This is a genomic window from Filimonas effusa, from assembly GCF_004118675.1.
In the GTDB taxonomy this organism is placed as follows: domain Bacteria; phylum Bacteroidota; class Bacteroidia; order Chitinophagales; family Chitinophagaceae; genus Filimonas; species Filimonas effusa.
Genome location: NZ_SDHZ01000001.1, coordinates 1,614,594 through 1,631,737 on the forward strand (window position 1 = coordinate 1,614,594; position 17,144 = coordinate 1,631,737).

19 protein-coding genes are annotated in these 17,144 nt (G+C 44.4%); 6 read left to right on the forward strand and 13 right to left on the reverse strand.

The features are described from left to right. Positions 1 to 133: 133 nt before the first annotated feature. Positions 134 to 457 (forward strand): hypothetical protein, encoded by a 324-nt coding sequence (locus ESB13_RS05950; RefSeq protein ID WP_129002095.1) that lies wholly within the window; start codon positions 134 to 136, stop codon positions 455 to 457. Here ESB13_RS05950 and ESB13_RS05955 read toward each other — a convergent pair. From ESB13_RS05955 to ESB13_RS05970, 4 genes are all read right to left on the reverse strand, one after another. Further along, a complete protein-coding gene (locus tag ESB13_RS05955) occupies positions 421 to 1,086 on the reverse strand; it encodes an HAD family hydrolase (protein WP_129002096.1) in 666 nt (221 codons plus the stop codon). The genes ESB13_RS05950 and ESB13_RS05955 overlap by 37 nt on opposite strands. Before the next feature lie 409 nt (positions 1,087 to 1,495). Continuing rightward, complete coding sequence (locus ESB13_RS05960) at positions 1,496 to 2,641, reverse strand: aldose epimerase family protein (RefSeq protein WP_129002097.1); 1,146 nt, start codon at positions 2,639 to 2,641, stop codon at positions 1,496 to 1,498. Positions 2,642 to 2,669: 28 nt separating this feature from the next. Beyond that, positions 2,670 to 4,247 (reverse strand): alpha-N-arabinofuranosidase, encoded by a 1,578-nt coding sequence (locus ESB13_RS05965; protein WP_129002098.1) that lies wholly within the window; start codon positions 4,245 to 4,247, stop codon positions 2,670 to 2,672. A gap of 158 nt (positions 4,248 to 4,405) precedes the next feature. Beyond that, positions 4,406 to 4,861 carry a hypothetical protein gene (locus tag ESB13_RS05970; RefSeq protein WP_129002099.1) on the reverse strand — a complete coding sequence of 152 codons (456 nt, stop codon included), beginning with the start codon at positions 4,859 to 4,861 and terminating at the stop codon, positions 4,406 to 4,408. 206 nt (positions 4,862 to 5,067) lie between these two features. On the opposite strand from ESB13_RS05970, the gene ESB13_RS05975 reads away from it, so the two are divergent. After that, complete coding sequence (locus tag ESB13_RS05975; protein ID WP_129002100.1) at positions 5,068 to 5,652, forward strand: DUF4142 domain-containing protein; 585 nt, start codon at positions 5,068 to 5,070, stop codon at positions 5,650 to 5,652. A 263-nt stretch (positions 5,653 to 5,915) separates the two neighbouring features. Here ESB13_RS05975 and ESB13_RS05980 read toward each other — a convergent pair whose 3' ends face one another. From ESB13_RS05980 to rpoN, 4 genes are read right to left on the reverse strand one after another with little or no spacing between them, the layout of a single operon-like run. After that, positions 5,916 to 7,364: a hybrid sensor histidine kinase/response regulator gene (locus tag ESB13_RS05980; RefSeq protein ID WP_129002101.1), complete on the reverse strand. Its 1,449-nt coding sequence runs from the start codon at positions 7,362 to 7,364 to the stop codon at positions 5,916 to 5,918. Positions 7,365 to 7,373: 9 nt separating this feature from the next. After that, positions 7,374 to 8,561 (reverse strand): sensor histidine kinase, encoded by a 1,188-nt coding sequence (locus tag ESB13_RS05985; protein ID WP_164974109.1) that lies wholly within the window; start codon positions 8,559 to 8,561, stop codon positions 7,374 to 7,376. Between the two features lie 11 nt (positions 8,562 to 8,572). Beyond that, positions 8,573 to 10,057: a sigma-54-dependent transcriptional regulator gene (locus ESB13_RS05990; protein ID WP_129002103.1), complete on the reverse strand. Its 1,485-nt coding sequence runs from the start codon at positions 10,055 to 10,057 to the stop codon at positions 8,573 to 8,575. A gap of 5 nt (positions 10,058 to 10,062) precedes the next feature. Continuing rightward, positions 10,063 to 11,481, reverse strand: a complete 1,419-nt coding sequence (gene rpoN / locus ESB13_RS05995) for an RNA polymerase factor sigma-54 (protein ID WP_129002104.1) — start codon at positions 11,479 to 11,481, stop codon at positions 10,063 to 10,065. Between the two features lie 303 nt (positions 11,482 to 11,784). On the opposite strand from rpoN, the gene ESB13_RS06000 reads away from it, so the two are divergent. Further along, positions 11,785 to 12,192, forward strand: a complete 408-nt coding sequence (locus ESB13_RS06000; protein WP_164974110.1) for a response regulator — start codon at positions 11,785 to 11,787, stop codon at positions 12,190 to 12,192. A gap of 31 nt (positions 12,193 to 12,223) precedes the next feature. Then, positions 12,224 to 13,036, forward strand: a complete 813-nt coding sequence (locus tag ESB13_RS06005; RefSeq protein WP_129002106.1) for a type 1 glutamine amidotransferase — start codon at positions 12,224 to 12,226, stop codon at positions 13,034 to 13,036. Here the strand turns inward: ESB13_RS06005 and ESB13_RS06010 are convergent. Next, positions 13,031 to 13,372, reverse strand: a complete 342-nt coding sequence (locus ESB13_RS06010; RefSeq protein ID WP_129002107.1) for a hypothetical protein — start codon at positions 13,370 to 13,372, stop codon at positions 13,031 to 13,033. The genes ESB13_RS06005 and ESB13_RS06010 overlap by 6 nt on opposite strands. Positions 13,373 to 13,402: 30 nt before the next feature. Beyond that, positions 13,403 to 14,137, reverse strand: a complete 735-nt coding sequence (gene surE / locus ESB13_RS06015; protein ID WP_129002108.1) for a 5'/3'-nucleotidase SurE — start codon at positions 14,135 to 14,137, stop codon at positions 13,403 to 13,405. Positions 14,138 to 14,260: 123 nt separating this feature from the next. Between surE and ESB13_RS06020 the strand changes: the two genes are divergently transcribed. Next, positions 14,261 to 15,127 (forward strand): diacylglycerol/lipid kinase family protein, encoded by an 867-nt coding sequence (locus ESB13_RS06020; RefSeq protein WP_129002109.1) that lies wholly within the window; start codon positions 14,261 to 14,263, stop codon positions 15,125 to 15,127. A gap of 6 nt (positions 15,128 to 15,133) precedes the next feature. Here the strand turns inward: ESB13_RS06020 and ESB13_RS06025 are convergent, their stop codons facing one another. After that, positions 15,134 to 15,586, reverse strand: coding sequence for a response regulator (locus ESB13_RS06025; protein ID WP_129002110.1), 453 nt, complete (start codon positions 15,584 to 15,586; stop codon positions 15,134 to 15,136). Positions 15,587 to 15,736: 150 nt separating this feature from the next. Here ESB13_RS06025 and ESB13_RS06030 point away from each other — a divergent pair, with 150 nt between their 5' ends. Then, positions 15,737 to 16,045 (forward strand): response regulator, encoded by a 309-nt coding sequence (locus tag ESB13_RS06030; RefSeq protein ID WP_129002111.1) that lies wholly within the window; start codon positions 15,737 to 15,739, stop codon positions 16,043 to 16,045. Here ESB13_RS06030 and ESB13_RS06035 read toward each other — a convergent pair. Together ESB13_RS06035 and prfH are read right to left on the reverse strand one after the other, a co-directional pair. Continuing rightward, positions 16,038 to 16,475, reverse strand: coding sequence for a GNAT family N-acetyltransferase (locus ESB13_RS06035; protein WP_129002112.1), 438 nt, complete (start codon positions 16,473 to 16,475; stop codon positions 16,038 to 16,040). The two genes, ESB13_RS06030 and ESB13_RS06035, sit on opposite strands and share 8 nt — an antisense overlap. A gap of 46 nt (positions 16,476 to 16,521) precedes the next feature. Continuing rightward, on the reverse strand, positions 16,522 to 17,142 hold the full coding sequence (gene prfH, locus ESB13_RS06040) for a peptide chain release factor H (RefSeq protein ID WP_129002113.1): 621 nt from the start codon (positions 17,140 to 17,142) through the stop codon (positions 16,522 to 16,524). Positions 17,143 to 17,144: the final 2 nt, after the last annotated feature.

Here is a 17,144-nt window from a genome sequence, read left to right on the forward strand (position 1 = left end):
GATATGTTTATACAGTTCAGCAAGATGAGGATGTCCGGGTTTATCCCCCTTATTGGGGTGGGAAACATATTCTGTTACCGGGGTTAAAAAGCAAGCGGGATAGCTTACTTTTAAGCAATACAAATCTTGCTTTATGCAGAAGGTATTGAACAACCTTATATCCTACCAAAACGAGATCGTGCAGTTGCCTTATAGCAATAAAGATTCGGCGTTTGAGCTGGTATGGCTTGCCCGCCGGGTTGCCGGTTATATTTATGATGCTGCTTTGGATGAGGAGCTCAAGAAAGAAGTACCTGCCACGGTGAAAAAGCATGCCAATGAGCTTGCCGCCCTCAGTAACACCTCCGGGGCCAAAGCACTAAAACCTCATTTTGAGACAGCAAAGGAAGCTATCGCCAAAAGCATTACTCAACTGATAGATCAGCTGAACAAGACATCAAGTGCTTTATTGTTATAATCACTTACGCAGGCGATCACATTGGGAAAATGGCTGAAATCGGATGCCGGGTGCATGGTAGTTAATACAACCGCCTGCATGCCTGCGTTGAGGGCAGCTTCTATTCCTTTAGGCGAATCTTCGAATACAATGCATTTTTCGTAAGGCACCTGTAAAAGGTCGGCACATTGCAGGAATGTAGCGGGGTGTGGTTTGCTGACCGCAACGTCATCGGCTGTTACTATTGCTTTGAAGTAATGTCTTACGTTGAGGTTGTTGATGGCGAAGTCTACGTTATCGGAGATGGCAGCAGTGCCTATTGCCATGGCAATATGATGAGATCTGGCTTTGGCCAGGAAGGCTTCCAGTCCTGGTAACAGGCACAGATGTGGCAGGTAGGCTTCCTGGTAGCGCTTTTCTTTGGCCATGGAAAGTGCGGCGACCTTTTCGGGGGGAAAGTGGTCTTTGCCAAATATACGGTCAAGCACTTCTGCATTCTTGCCGTACATCTGTTTATCGACTTCTTCGCGTGTAAGGCCTGCGTTAGCCTGGTTGTTCAGTACTTCGTGCCATGCGAGGCCATGAAAGGCCATATCATCGATCATAGTACCGTTCATATCGAACAGAAATGCTCCGGGCTTTTGTATCATATATTCTCAGTTTCAATTACCATATGGCATGCAATCAAAAATACAGGCAACAGAACGAGTTTCTATCAAAGTTAAACAATGAAGAAGAAAATTTTTCATTACATTATACAAGGGGTTAGAGGCAAATGCTTTTACTTATTAAAGACAGAATGACATTATTTTAAGATGGATCGTAAGCGGCTTTAAGACGGCTTTAGTGTGGCTTTAGTGTGGCTTGCTCCATTGCCCGGGGTTTTGCAGTAAAAAAGCCAGAATGACAGCGATTTCGGGGTATGCGCTGCTATAAAAAAAGGGCTGACCGCTATTTGGTCAACCCTGGTAAAGTAAAGGCAATACTGCCGGCATTGTCGCAAGACCAGGAATAAGCCAGCCTTGTTCAGCCGGCAAACCGGCAGCGTGTTGCCCGGGTTTATTTATTCACGATCAGCTTATACTTGGTAACAGTATGATACTGTTGTCCCGGCTGGAGGATAGTAGACGGGAATCCAGGTTTATTAGGCGAATCGGGATAGTGTTGCGTTTCGAGACAAAGTGCTGAATTCTTGTTGATGGGTGTGCCGTTAGGCGCTTTGAAGGTACCATCGAGGAAGTTTCCGGTATAGAACTGTAAACCGGGTTCAGTTGTATATACTTCCAGGGTTCTGCCGCTGATAGAATCGGTAAGGGTTGCAGCCAGCATCAGCGAAGTGCTGTCTCCTTTTCTGTCCAGTACCCAGTTATGATCGTATCCACCGGGCACCTGTGCTATACGGCTTCCTATCTTTTGCGGGGAAGTAAAGTCGAAAGGACCACCAGCTACTGCCTTGATCTCACCTGTAGTAATGAGTGTGGAATCTACAGGCGTATAGTTGGCTGCATTCATTTGCAACACATGATCCAGGATGCTGTTGTTCACGTCGCCGGAAAGGTTGAAATAGCTGTGGTTGGTAAGGTTCACCGGTGTAGCCTTGTCGGTTTCAGCGGTGTAGTCGATAGCCAGTTCATCGTCATTGGTGAGTGTATATTTCACGACTACTTTCAGGTTGCCGGGATATCCTTCTTCGCCGTCTTTGCTTACATAGGTAAGTACCAGGGCGGGGATAGTATCTGAAAGAACGGTGCCCGTCCATATCACTTTATCGAATCCTTTGTTACCGCCGTGCAGGTGGTTAGGGCCATCGTTTACCGCCAGCTGATAAGTGGTGCCGTTGAGTTTAAAATTGCCTTTGGCGATACGGTTGCCATAGCGGCCAATGATAGCGCCAAAGAATGGTGGTTTAGCCAGGTATCCTGAAAGGCTGTCGAAACCTACCACTATGCTGGAAACCTTACCTGCTTTATCGGCAGCGGTCCATGAAGTTACCGTACCGCCATAGCTGCTGATCTTTACCTGTACACCGTTTTTATTGGTAAGTGTATACAGATCTACATCCTGGCCATCGGCTTTGCCCCATGCTGCTTTGGTAATACCGGCTTTCACGTCTTTCTTCTCTTCTTTAGTTGCTCCGCCGCAGCCTGCCAGCAGTGTTCCGGCAGCGATTGCAGCTACTGCCACATAACTGGTCCATTTGTTCATATTAGTTTCTTTTTTGTTTTTGAATTTATTAATTGAGTTCCAGCATTACAACGGATAATGCCGGCATCTGCACCTGCAGCGTGTTACCTGAAGCAACAGCATTGTTAAAGGCTGCGGGTTTTACCAGGTCAGGTTTCGCAAAGGTGTTAATGTCGGTAAATTTAGGAGAAGTTAGGATTTGGCCTGTCACCTTTTTAAAATTAATGCCGGCCAGATTCAACTGTAATGGAATAGCCTTGTTGGGATCGATGTTGGCAATGGTGAGATGCACTTTGCCTTCTTTGTCTTTGGAGGCAGAGATATTCACAGCAGGCAGTTTATCGTTGCCTGAAACATATTCAGGGCTTTTAAACTGGACAGGCAATAAGGTTGCGTCCTGGTGAACTTTATACAAATCAAATACATGATAAGTAGGTGTTAGCAGGAACTTTTCTTTTTCGGTAAGGATAAGGGCCTGCAGTACGTTTATTGTCTGTGCCAGGTTTGCCATTCTTACACGGTTGCAGTGATTATTGAAGATATTAAGTGTACTTGCGGCAACCAAGGCATCGCGCATACTATTCTGTTGGTACAGGAAACCGGGATTGGTGCCGGGTTCCACATTGGTCCATATCCCCCATTCATCTACTACCAGGGCTACCTTTTTTGCCGGATCATATTTATCCATGATGGCTTCATGACCATTCAGAAGCGTTTCCATGTAAAGGCAGCTCTTCATTGTAGTGAAGTATTCCTTTTCTTCGAATGCAGTGGCGGAGCCTTTGTTATCGCTCCAGTGTCCTGAAGGGAGTGTATAGTGGTGGAGGGTTATGCCCCACATCTGACCGGCGGGGATGTTGCGCATACATACATCTGTCCAGTTATAATCGGCAACATTGGCGCCGCTGGCAATTCTTTTCAGTCTTGCGCCCGGGTAATTTCTGGCGTAGGTTGCATAGCGTTTAAATTCGTTGGCGTAGTATTCGGGGGTCATATTACCACCGCATCCCCAGCTTTCGTTGCCAACACCCCAGAATTCGACTTTCCATGGCTTTTCGCGGCCGTTTTGTTTACGGATTGTGGTCATGGGACTTAAACCATCGAAGTTCAGGTATTCTACCCATTTGCTCATTTCTTCTACGGTGCCGCTACCTACGTTACCTGCGATATAAGGTTCGCATTGCAGCAGGTCGCAGAGTTCGAGGAATTCATGCGTACCGAAGCTATTGTCTTCAGTAACGCCGCCCCAGTTGGTATTTACCATTTTAGGGCGCTGGTTTCGGGGGCCAATACCATCGCGCCAATGATATTCATCGGCGAAGCAGCCGCCAGGCCAACGCAGGTTGGGAACTTTTATTTTCTTCAGTGCATCTACTATATCCAGCCTGATCCCCCCTTGTTTGGGGACTTTAATGCTGTCGCCTACCCAAAAGCCACCATAGATACACCTTCCAAGATGTTCAGAAAAATGGCCGTAAATGTGACGGCTGATTTGTTGTTGAGGATCGTACCCATTTACAAGAACCTGGGTTTGGGCAGTAGCTGATGACAAGCAGGTTACAGATGAAAAAGCAGCTAGTACAGCAAAAGACAAACGCTTTTTCAAATGCAGGCAAGCAATTTTCATTTTGAATCGTTTTAATGAGGAACTAAATTAAATGTAATTCCTACAATTAAAAAATCAAAATGATGCTTCTGCTGCCAACTCACAGAGCCTGAGACAAATGGGCTAAAAAATGAGCGAAAAAAGCGTATTCCGGCGGCAGATTGTGTACGTTACTATAACTATGCAGCAGAAGTATACCGGGCGGCAGCGGGCTCCTGGCGGAACATACCCACAATACTTTCCCTGAACCATTGCTGTACAACGGTAATCCAGCTACCGGAGGTTCCCTGAACCGGAGGTAAAGCAAGATCACACCATTCATACTGCTCCACCTTTACTTTTATTACAGCTATATTAGATGGCAGATACGATACTTCTGCAGCCCCCTCTACTTTTACCTTATGAGGTACCCCCTTTTGATAATACTGTAATGTTACCGGGAAGCGGCTTGCGATGCTATTCCAGGGTTGTTTCATCATGAGCCAGATGAAGTCGCCCTCTTCAGTTTCCTCGTAGCGGATAGTAGTGGTTAAAGCAGTTGGCATGTTGATGCCTTCTTCCAGCGTACCGTACATTAAAGCGGTCCTGACCGATTCAATACGGTGTTTCAGTGAGTGGTTAGAATTTTCTTCCATAGGTTGATGATTATATCCATCCAATATTCAAAGTTCATTCCATTTGCTGAGAGTGCCGGCCGGATGTGAATAAAACCGGAAGATTGCGGAACCTGTTCTACAAAATGCAGGTAATTTACCGTCAGATCCACTTGTTAGCACCTATTTTCTCATTAAAAAAGGCCTAATGGAACAGTTTTTTGAGCTTTATTGTTAAACAGAAATGTATGCTACGGAAAAACATTATTACCTGCCTGTCACTTGCCATTATTAGTATGAGTGTTGCGTGTAATGGCGGGGATGACAAAGCCAAAGAAAAAGACAGCAAAGAAGTTGCTGAAGATGTGAACGAACAAAAATTCACTAAAGACTCCAGCGAATCAAATGCACAGTTATTGGTAGATGTTGCTGCAGCCAACTATCATGAAATAGAGATGGCCACTATTGCGAAAGAAAAGAGCAAGGACAATGACATCCGCACTTTATCGGATATGCTCATAGCAGATCATAATAAAGTATTGGCTGAGGTAAAAGATATGGCATCGAAGAAAAGCGTTACGCTTCCTGTTGCAGAATCTGATGACAGTAAAAAAGCATCACAGGAGTTCCGGGATAAAAAAGCAGCCGATTTCAATAAAGACTGGGTAAAAGCGATGACAGACGCCCACGAAAAAAGCATCAGCAAATTTGAAAGCATTGTAAATGATTCTAAAGCCGACGGTGAAATGAAAACCTGGGCCGGCAATACCCTTCCTGCGTTACGTGCCCATTTGGATAAATTAACGCAGCTGAAGGCAAAATTTAAAGAGTAGTGTATAGAGTGGTGATTAAAGAAAGGCTGTTTCCTTATAGGAGACGGCCTTTTTTACGGGCATAAAAAAGCCCCTGAACCTAGAAAGGATGGGGCGTTGCTAACCTATGAAAAACACCTTCTTTTGGTGTGAACCTTCAATTAATTTCTAAAACAAACGTAAGAATTCATTTTCAAAACTGCAAACCCGGAAAACACATATTTGTTCTTTTAATGAGATTTAAATTCCCGGAAAGAAATTTAAAGGAATGTTTAAACAATCAACTACGCTGCAATTGAAAACAAAATAGTAAATAAAGTACCCTTCTTTTCTTCGGACCTTACTTCTATAGTTGCATTATGCGCCTGTAGTATATTAAGGGTAGCTACCATGCCCAATCCCATGCCATTACGCTTAGTGGTATAGTAAGGTTCAAACAACCGGCCCAGGCTTTCTGCGGGTATTCCCATGCCATTGTCCTGGATCTTAACAAGGATAGCATCTTTCCCTCTTTCAGCGGAGAGTGTAATAATGCCGTTGTCATGATCAATAGCCTCTATTGCATTGGTAAGCAGATTAAGAAAAGCAGAGGTCATTTTATCGAGATCTATATTTACATAGAGATCTTCCGGAGGCAGCGCCACTTTAATCTGAATTCCTTTCAGGTCCAGCCTGTCTTTTACTTTTGCCATTGCAGCATAAAATATATCATGAACAGGCCTACGTTGAATATTGATCTCCGTATGCCTCAGAGAATGCAACAACTCGGTGATCAGGGAATTTATATAACCGGAGTTGCGTGATACAATTTCGGTATAGGTGAGCAGGCTTTCATCGGTGATGAGCTCAACCATCTGGTCGATAGATAAATTAATATTGTTGAGCGGGTTTCTCACTTCATGCGCCAGCGTTCTAACAAGCCTGCCTACGGCCGCGAGTTTTTCGGCCTGAAAGAGATTACGTTCACTTTTACGGAGCTCAGTTATATCGTGCAGGAAGCACTGGAAGAAACGGTCCCCTTTTTCATTGGTAGAGCATGAAATAGATAAAAGTCCTATTTTAATGACGCCATCGGGAAGAACGAATTCGGTTTCGAGGTCTTTTATTTCCTTGCAGTGTGTAATAATATCGTTGAGTAATGCTTTCTGATGATCGGTAGTTACCAGGTCGGCAATAGAAAAACTGCCGCCTTCTTCTACAGAGAATCCCAGCATTTCGCGGAACACTGTATTTGTTTGCAGGATCACGCCTGAGCTATCGGCAATAAAGATCGCGTCTTTTGAGTTTTCAAATACAGTACGGTATTTTGTTTCACTTAAACGAAGAGCAGCGATAACTTTGCTCCGTTCTATTGCATACCTGATGCTTCTGTCGAGCTTTTCTTCATTCATTTCGCCTTTCACCAGGTAATCGGTAGCGCCGGCTTTCATGGCCATGGCATCGATCTTTGCATTACCTGCACCAGTAAGGAAGATAAAGGGTGTATCGGAATGAAACTGTGCTGCGTCGGACATCAGATCAAGCCCTGTTTTACCGCCGAGTCTGAAGTCTACAATAAACACGTCGAACTTACCTGATTTTACATGAGCAAGGGCATCGTTATAAGAGTAGGCCCAGGTTGTAACCACAGGATAGGAGATCGCCTGCAACATGTCTTTAATGATCATATAATCATCTTCATCATCGTCTACGATCAGAACCTGTACTGGCATTACATCATTCGTTGCTGGCATTATAATATTTTATCTGGTTTCGGGTAATAGAATAATAAAAGAAGCGCCTTCATCGGGTCTTCCTTCTGCGTAGATAATGCCATTATGCATTTCTACAATTCTTTTGCAGATAGAGAGACCAATACCGGTTCCTTCATATTCTGCTTTTCCATGAAGCCGCTGGAAGATCTGGAAGATGCGTTGTGCATCGGACTGGTCAAAGCCAATACCATTGTCCTTCACCTCAATCCTTAACACCTGTTTCTTTTGCAGCAACGGCCATCGGGAAAGCTCTCCGGGCTGCATTTTCCTGGCGGAAATTGTTATCTGTGATTTTACATCCTTACGGCGAAATTTGATGGCGTTAGACAGCAGGTTATTGAAAAGCTGGTGCATTTGTGAAGCAATAGCTTCTATTTCCGGAAGTTCATTTTCGATGACCACCGCAGCACCGGCTTCTTCGATACGCAGGTCCTGGTTACTCACCACCTGTTTTACGATATCGTCGAGCGATACTTTCAGGAATTCATGATTGCTGCCGGTAACACGTGAATATTCAAGCAGGTTTTCAATGAGTGCTCTCATGACACCTGCGGCCGCCATCATGCGGGACAGGTAGAAATTACCATCATCGCCCAGCACATCTGCATATTTCATATGCAGCCTTTCTCCAAACGTATTAAACTTACGCAAGGGCTCCTGCAGATCGTGTGAAGCGATATAGGCAAACTCCTCCAGTTCTTTATTAGAGCGGTTGAGCTCCATGATCTTTCCCTCCAGGCCCTCCTGGTAAGAACGGAGGTCGGTAATATCGCGGGTGGTACCCACCACGCGTAATAGAGCACCTTTGTTATCGCGGATAATACGTGCATTTGTTTCCAGGGTTTTTATTCTGCCCTGCCGGTCCCTGATGCGGAACTCCCAGCCATAACGCCCGGGATATTCGTTGAACGAAGCATTGATCTTCTTTGCGCGCTCAATATCTTCAGGAAACATATGACTATAATACAGATCGTGGTTTACCAGCAACGCCGGCTTGTCCTGCACAGGATCGTATCCAAAAAGCAGATACATACCATCGGACCAGGTAATAACCGGCTTACCAATGGTATAAGACCAGGTTCCAAACTGCAGATACGCCTCATTATCATGCACGTCAATTTCTTCAAGGGTAAAATGCTCCATGTTGTTCTCAATAAAAGGTAATGCAGTGGGCATAGGCATCCATATTAACGGTTATTATTGGCATCGAACTGCTTGATCTTGTTGTACAGGGTTTTCCTGTCTACATTTAATAACCTGGCTGCCTTGCTCTTATTAAAGTTCACCTCTTTCAGCGCCTTCAATATTGTCATATATTCTGCATCTGCCGCAGCGTCGCGTAAGCTGTTTTCCCCCAGCGTTTCTTCTCTTTTGGGAATAATTTCTTCATGCGTTTCCCGTGTTTCCTTAGCCGGAGCAGCTGCTGCTGCATTGCCTTCATCCGCCACATCAAAATTCAGCTTCGCAAAGTTGGTAACTTCAAAAGGCAGCGAAATCAATTCTATATAATCACCATCGGTCAGCAAGGAAGTACGCTTGATCACGTTCTTGAGTTCGCGCAGGTTGCCGTGCCATATATATTTCTTCAGTACATCTTCTACTTCAGGTGTAAATCCTTTGATATTCTTATTCAGCTCTTCATTCGCCTGATGCAGGAAATGCGTTGCAAACTGAAGCACGTCTTCCCTGCGTTCACGCAATGGCGGTATTTTAATGCTGAATTCATTGAAACGGTGAAAGAGGTCTTCACGGAACTTGCCTTTTTTAGCAGCTTCCCACAGTTCTTCGTTACTCGCTACGATAATACGTACGTTGAAATCGATGTCTTTGTTACCTCCTACCCTTCTGATCTTACGCTCCTGAACGGCTCTCAGCAAAGACACCTGTATGTCGTAAGAAAGGTTGGCTATTTCATCCAGGAAAACAGTGCCACCATCGGCCATTTCAAAGATGCCTACCTTTTGTCCAACTGCACCGGTGAAGGAGCCTTTTTCGTGGCCAAACAATTCGCTTCCTGCAAGTTCGCGTGATAATGCGCCACAGTCAACAGCCACGAACGGGCTTTTAGCCCTCCTGCTTTGCTGGTGTATTTCCTTCGCAAGCACTTCTTTACCACTACCGCTCTCACCGTAAATGATCACACTGTAATCGGTAGGGGCCACCCTGCGCACCTGTTCCAGTATATTTTTAAACAGCGGGCTTTTGCCTGCAACAAAATTATCGGAGAGACGAATAGGGTCTTTCGAGTTATCGGCAGACTGGTTTCTTGCGGCAAGCGTACCTTCGGTTACAGGCTGATGTGCTGCTCCGGCTCCTGTACGCAAGGCCTTTTCTATAGTAAGCAAAATTTCATCGGGGAAAAGCGGCTTGGTAACATAATCGAGCGCACCTTTTTTGATAGCGTCAACAGCTGTTTTGATATCGCTGTAGGCAGTGATGATAATGACCGGGATGTCGGGATAGTCGTTCTTTATTGAAGTAAGTAATTCTGCACCGGTAACATCCTCCAGTTTATAGTCGCAAAGTATGAGATGGATCTTATTCCTGAAAAGGCAATTCAATGCTTCTTTACCGGAATGGGCTACCACTACCTCATAATTCTTCTTCTTTAGAAAACGTTCCAGAAGCAAGCACATGTCTTTGTCATCGTCTACGACGAGAATTTTAGCCATAATTGTTATTTAGGTTGTATAGATGCTGATAATTTCCTTAACTGAGCAACAGGCAGTTGTAACTGTTCCCTGTATTTTGTAACCGTTCTGCGGGCAATAACAATACCGTTTTGCCTTAAGATATCGGCCAACTGCTGATCGGTATGCGGTTGTTGTTTGTTTTCACCGTCGATGATAGCAGCTATTTTATCCCTGATAATCCTGTTGCTTACAACTTCGCCAGCTGTATTATGCACTCCTTCGGAGAACAAGCGCTTCAGGGATACCATTCCGAATTCTGTTTCTACATATTTATTGGCAGTAGCCCTTGACACGGTGGAAATATCCACGCCCGCTTTATCTGCCACCTGTTTCAGGATCATTGGTCTTAACTGGTCGGTATCACCAGTTCTGAAATAAGCTTCCTGGAAAGCAACTATGGCTTCCATGATCTTCAGCATTGTAGCCTCTCTTTGCTGTACAGCACCTATAAACCAACTGGCAGCGGTTGTTTTATTTGAAATGTACTGTTTTGCCTGTTTTTGTTCTTTGGGAGTACTATTTACGTTGGCGAGTTTATAATCACCAACGCTGAGCCTGCCGCTATAAGGATTGTTAAGGCTTACCACCAAACGGTCATCTTCACTTGTTAAAAACAGATCCGGAATAATAAACTGTTTCTTTTCCTGCAACTGATCTGTTGTTACCATAGGATGCGGATTAAAGCGGGTGATATATTGCATCACAATCTGGAATTCTTCTTCGTCTAATCCCATCTGGGTTCTTACCTTATCAAAACTGCCTGCGGTAAGCAAGTCGTAGTAGCTCTCCAACAATGTACACGCTTTGCGGCAAACCGGATCTTTCCTGGTACGCTGTAACTGCAAAAGCAGGCTCTCGCGAACAGATGCGGCGCCTACCCCGGGAGGTTCAAGCGTTTTTACAATATCTATCGCTTTCTGCATGGTGGCGGTGTCTATAAACCGTTCCACCTGGAAAGAATATTCTTCTGCCAGCGCCTCTGCATCGGCATCGAGCATGCCATGTTCATTGAGCGAGTCTATCACGTAATCCCCCGCCTCGTGGATATCGGCATCTGCCTCCACCAGCCGAAGCTGCTTTTTAAGATCTTCTCTGAAATCGACCGTATCTTCCACAGGCTTGTCTACCGCCGCATTATCGGGCAGATAATTCTGATATTCTGCCTTATAATCCGGGATATCGTCATACATATATTCTTCCAGCCCCTTGAAATCTGCCACAGCCTCCGATGATTCCGGACCGGTATCGGTGGCGGGCGCCAGATCGAGTAAAGGGTTTTCTATCAATTCATTTTGTATTCTCATCTCCAATTCCTGCCTGTTCAGATATAAAAAATTTAAAAATTGTATTTTTTGTGGCAACACTTTCAACTGCCCCTTCTGTCCTAACTGCTGATGTATCATAGGGTATTTTTGAAAAGCACGGAATGAACCTGTAATTGCAATGACCAATCCAAAGATCCTTTACAGAAGAAAAAACACAATCAATTAAAAATCAAACAATTACAATTCAGAAAAAAAAGCGATCCTGCAACATAACAATAAAATTGTAGAATTGTTTCCACAACGTCATTTTATGCGCATGCGGCTCATTTTAGATGCAATACCAATTGCAGACCCTATTTTTAGGGAAAATAGAGGGTAGTTTCTACCCATTTGTGTAGAATATTGGGGATATCAACCGCGTCTTACAGATAAGAAATGTTTATGGAATGCATATTGCATGAAGGTGGATTAGATATTTCTGACGAATTACAATTAGAAATGAAACCTTACCGGATATTGATTATAGATGACGAAGCTGATTTCTGCCTGCTACTAAAAAACTATCTGGCAAGATTAGGACATGAGGTAGATACAGCCAATACCCTTCAGGATGGCCTTAACGCTGTTCAATCGTTTTCCCCTGATATTATTTTCCTTGACAACCATCTTCCTGATGGTCTCGGCTGGCAACAGGTGCCTTTCATCAAGAAAATCTTCCCTTCCACTCATATCAATCTTATGAGTGCTTATTATACCCATCTTGCACACCTGCAGAATTACCCCGATGTAACGTTCATAGAAAAGCCCATTGCTTTAAAAGATATTACCAGGTTGCTCGTCAGGGACTAGATATCTACCATCTATTCTTTATGTTTGCCTCATGGAGGTAAGAATAGCTTTACTGGATCTATATAACGGGCAGGCGAATGAAGGAATGCGCTGTCTGAGGGCTATTGTAAATGAATGGGCCGAAAAAAATAATTTCCAGCTCGTATTGAATGAATACGATGTTCGCAGGAAAATACAACTACCAGGTCTTTCTTACCAGATCTATATTTCTTCCGGTGGTCCCGGTTCACCGCTTACAACCAATGAGGCCTGGGAAAAGGCCTATTTCAACTGGCTGCATACCGTAGAAACTTACAACTTAAACAGGGACATATTGCCGGCAAAACATGTATTTCTTATTTGTCATAGCTTTCAGCTGGCATGCCGGCATTATGAATTAGCAACGGTATGCAAACGCCATTCGGAGGCTTTTGGCGTATTTCCTGTTCATCCTACCGAAGCAGGTAAAAATGATAAGTTACTGGAAGAACTGGCAGATCCTTTTTACGCTATGGACTCCAGACTATACCAGGTGATTTCGCCGGACGCTGAGAAGATGAAGAACATGGGAGCAGCAGTTCTTGCCATTGAAAAGGAAAGACCACATGTACCCTACGAGAGGGCATTAATGGCCATACGTTTCAGCCCTTATTGCGTAGGAACGCAGTTTCATCCCGAAGCAGATGCGGAAGGTATGAGCCGCTACCTGCTGCGAAGCGATAAGAAAAAGAAGATCATTGAAACGTATGGCCAGGAGAAATGGCAAAGCATGGTGACACAGCTGGATGATCCGGATAAGATCAGGTGGACTTACGATCACCTATTATCTGTATTCCTGGATCAGGCCATAGCCAATCATCTATAACTCGAAAAGCAATTGCTCTTCATGTCCTCTGGTAGGTATGAGACGGATAAAATTATCATAGTCTTCTTCATGCTCGCTGTACATACCGTATGCATCGAGACTATACCCCACCAATCCGTCTTTAGCCTGTATGATGTACAGGATCGACATATCGGAGGGATCGGTCATGCCTTCGAAACGAAATACTTTGATGATTTCAAGGTCTTCCGGCTGATAGGTTTTGCCTTTGCCGGCTGTGAATCCTTCGGGTTCCAGCCTGAATTCATTGTCCATTTTCTTAACCCTTAGTTTTTCCAGGACTTCGCTAAGGGTGGTCATTTCATGAGGTATCTGCATATAGCGTGTTTTTAAAGATAAATGCAAAAGCTATACCGTTTGCTGCTTCAAGGCTTTGGCCAGTTGTGCTTCGTTTGTAAGATCGAGACGCAGCGGCGTTACGGATACATAACCATTTTCAACTGCATGCCTGTCGGTTCCCTCTTCTGCTGCCTCAAGCGGCACCACGGTAAACCAGTAATGCTTACGCCCCAGCGGATCGGTTCCCGGCATGATCTTACCATCGTAGAGCCTTACAGACTGCCTTGTCCATCGCATCCCTCTGGGCTGTTTTGGAAAATTGATATTTGCCAATGTTAATTCTTTGTTTTCGAGCACCATTTCAAGCGATTTTTCCACAAAAGGAACAATGGCATCGAACTCTGGCGGCGTATTATCGTATGGCATACTTAACGCAATTCCCGTAACGCCCAGCAATACCGCCTGTTTGGCAGCGGCCAGTGTTCCGGAATGCCACATACCATTTCCCAGGTTAAGGCCCATATTAATGCCGGAAAGCACCAGATCGGTGGTGTTCCAAAGATGCGTACCCAGTGCTACGCAATCAGCCGGAGTACCGTTTACTTTATAGGCCGGGATGCCATCAAAATCTACAGGTGATTTACGATAAGAAAGGGGCCTTGTAGCGGTAATAGCATGTCCCATTGAAGACTGCTCCACATCAGGCGCTACCACTACTACTTCGCCAAATTTAGCCGCCACTGCAGCCAGGCATTTCAGGCCGGGACTATAGATCCCATCGTCATTGGTTACCAGTATTCTCATAGATATGTTTTTCGCTGTTACTGTCTGCGATTAGCATTTCTATTATCATGCCATCAAATCCCTGCGATAACAGCTGAAAAATGGTACACTTTTAAGGCATATATGGTTATTAATGAATGACCCATGAAAAAAGCACAGTTGCATCATAACCCAGGCGCCGGAGATGAGGGACTTAGCGAAGAGGCATTATGCGCCATTTTACGTGAAGAGGGCTTTGAGTGTAGACAATTTGCAACAGAAAATGATTTCATTATTGTTGCCGGTGGCGATGGTACGGTTCGCAAAACTGTTAAAGAGTTGCTGGAGCGCGATCATACTGCATCTATCCCTCCCCTGGCATTATTGCCAATGGGTACAGCAAATAATATCGCCAGGGCTATATCGATAGAAGGCTCTATAAAAGAAATTATCAGGAGCTGGCACCAGCGCCATATGCGTAACTATGACACAGGATCTGTAAAGGGAGTACCAGGCTCTTTCTTCTTTCTTGAAGGACTTGGATGTGGTGTATTTCCACAGCTTATAAAAAATATGGAGCCTATTGATGACCAGATAGAACATCTGGATACTCCTGCAAAGCTAAAGACTGCATTGAAAGAATTGCACCGGCTTATTCCTCAATTCGAAGCATTGGACGCCACTCTTCAAATAAATGATATTACTTATAAAGGACGGTACCTGATGATCGAAATCCTGAATATAAGATCGGTAGGTCCCAATTTATTACTGGCACCCCATGCCGACCCCGGAGACGGCTTTCTGGATGTGATATTAGTTCCCGAAGAAGATCGTTTCAAGCTGGCGCTATATGTAGAAGAGCAATTAAAAGATATTCCTTCCAGGTTTCCGTTCCCTGCAATACAATGCCGGGAAATGACGCTGGAAATACCTGCCGCTCTTTTACATATAGATGATCAGCTGACTACAATAACGCAGAAAACCAATATACAGATCCTGTTACAACCAGGAAGGCTATCGTTCCTGGTATAGACCTTTCTATGCATTTATCACAAAACTGGATTTAGGAGGATAGTACATCATCTTTTTCCAGTTAACGGAGAATATCTTTTCCAGAACATCTTTCAGTTCTACCAGGGAATGAGGCTTAATGGCATAAAGATTAGAGCCTTCACGGTAGCAGAACTCTATACTTTGCAGGTCTTCGAGAGAAGAGTACACGATAATGGGCATGGAATCATATTTCCTGTTTGCTCTTATCTCTCTCAGGCAATCCTTGCCATTTTTGCAAGGCAGCAGGAGGTCGAGGAAAAGCATATCAGGATGTTCTTCATCTTTTTCGAGCAGCTTGAACAATATGTCACCATTCTCTGCCCTGGTTAAAACCACTTTCACAGATAACTCGTTTACAGCCAGAGAAAAAAACATGTAATCATCATCGTCATCCTCAGCCATTAACACGTGTGTCGATTCGTAAGTAGATATAGCCATAAAATAATTTGCGCTAACAAATATCAAAATAAAGGAATTCTAAAGGAAGCTGTTAAAAAAACTGGTCCATATCCCCTTTTTTTATCCAAAATCAAAAACATAAGCATACTTACGTATAAAATAGCTATTCTTGCGCATTACGTCTCCCCCATGCTACTTACAACGTCGAAATATATTATCATAGTTTGCGATGACGAGGAATTATGCCGCCAACTTGATCAATCGTTAAAGGAACAACCGCCTGTAGCGCGCACTGCTATAGTAAATACATTGGAACAACTGCATGAACTGATAGCACAGGAACTACCGGATACCATCCTGCTTTACCTGGTACAGCCCGAATGTGCACCGGCACAATGGATCAGGAAGATCCGAAATGAAAAGGCAATGGATAACATCCCCCTTCTTTCTTATAGTGGCGAGCCCGATGCACCTGATTTAAGGGAACTGCTTAGCTAATCGACTTCAGCACCATTTTGAAATGCTGCAAACCCGCCTCCACAAAAATATCCCCCTCCTTTTGAAAGCCATTGCGTTCGTATAACGAAACAGCAGCAAGCTGCGCATGCAGGTACACAGGAAGACCATATTGCTGCAGATCGTTCAATACTGCTTTTACCAGCGCATCACCTACTCCCCTGTTCCTGAAGGAAGGCAACACAGCAAAGCGTTCCAGCTTATACCCTTTCCCGGTTTGCCGGTAACGTGCGGCCCCTGCAGGTATGCCATCTATCATAGCAACAAAATGTACCGACTGTTCATTTCCCTCCTGTTCCAATGAAGAAGCATGCCCTTGTCCTGCAACAAATACTTCGTGCCGCACACCAAATGCCGCCTGAAGATCCAGTTCAGCTATCGCCTTTCTTACTACAATATGGTTACTACTCATATAGCAAATGTACAAGTGTTTTATGGCTGTAAAAAAGAAGGCTGCATTAGAGCAGCCTCTCCTTTATTGTTTTTACGGGATTACCCCTTTCGAGCTCGTTATGACATTGCCATTGTTCCTGTTGCTGTGCAGTAAGCTGCTCTGCCTGCCAGGCCATTACTTTCAACTTTAACCGTTCCAGGCAGTTTTTCTTATTCTGCAACTGTGAGCGGCTATCCATAGCCAACACTTGTATACCTGAAGGAATATGTATTCCGCGTACAGCGGTTTCTACCTTATTCACATTTTGCCCGCCGGGTCCTGAAGCACGGCATGTTTCAAAACGAACCTGCCTTTCATCCCAGCGAAATTTTTGTTGCACTTCGAAAGCGGCTACACCTACAAACCAGTTCTTACGTTTGTGCATGGTTCTATAAGGACTTTCTGCAATCCATTGAACAGATCCCTGCCACTCACGGATCAATGTCTCCAATAAACCATTATCGTGCGCCAGTAAGGTAGCGGATACAAGTGTACCGCGCATGCCGGCTTTTTTATTCTCCAGCACCTCTATTGGTATGCTCATTTCTTTTGCCTGAATTAATAGCCGCTCCTGTACTTTGGCTACCACTCTGCAACATTCAACGGGTCCGCGGCCCGATGTTATCTGTATAATATAACTGCCCATTT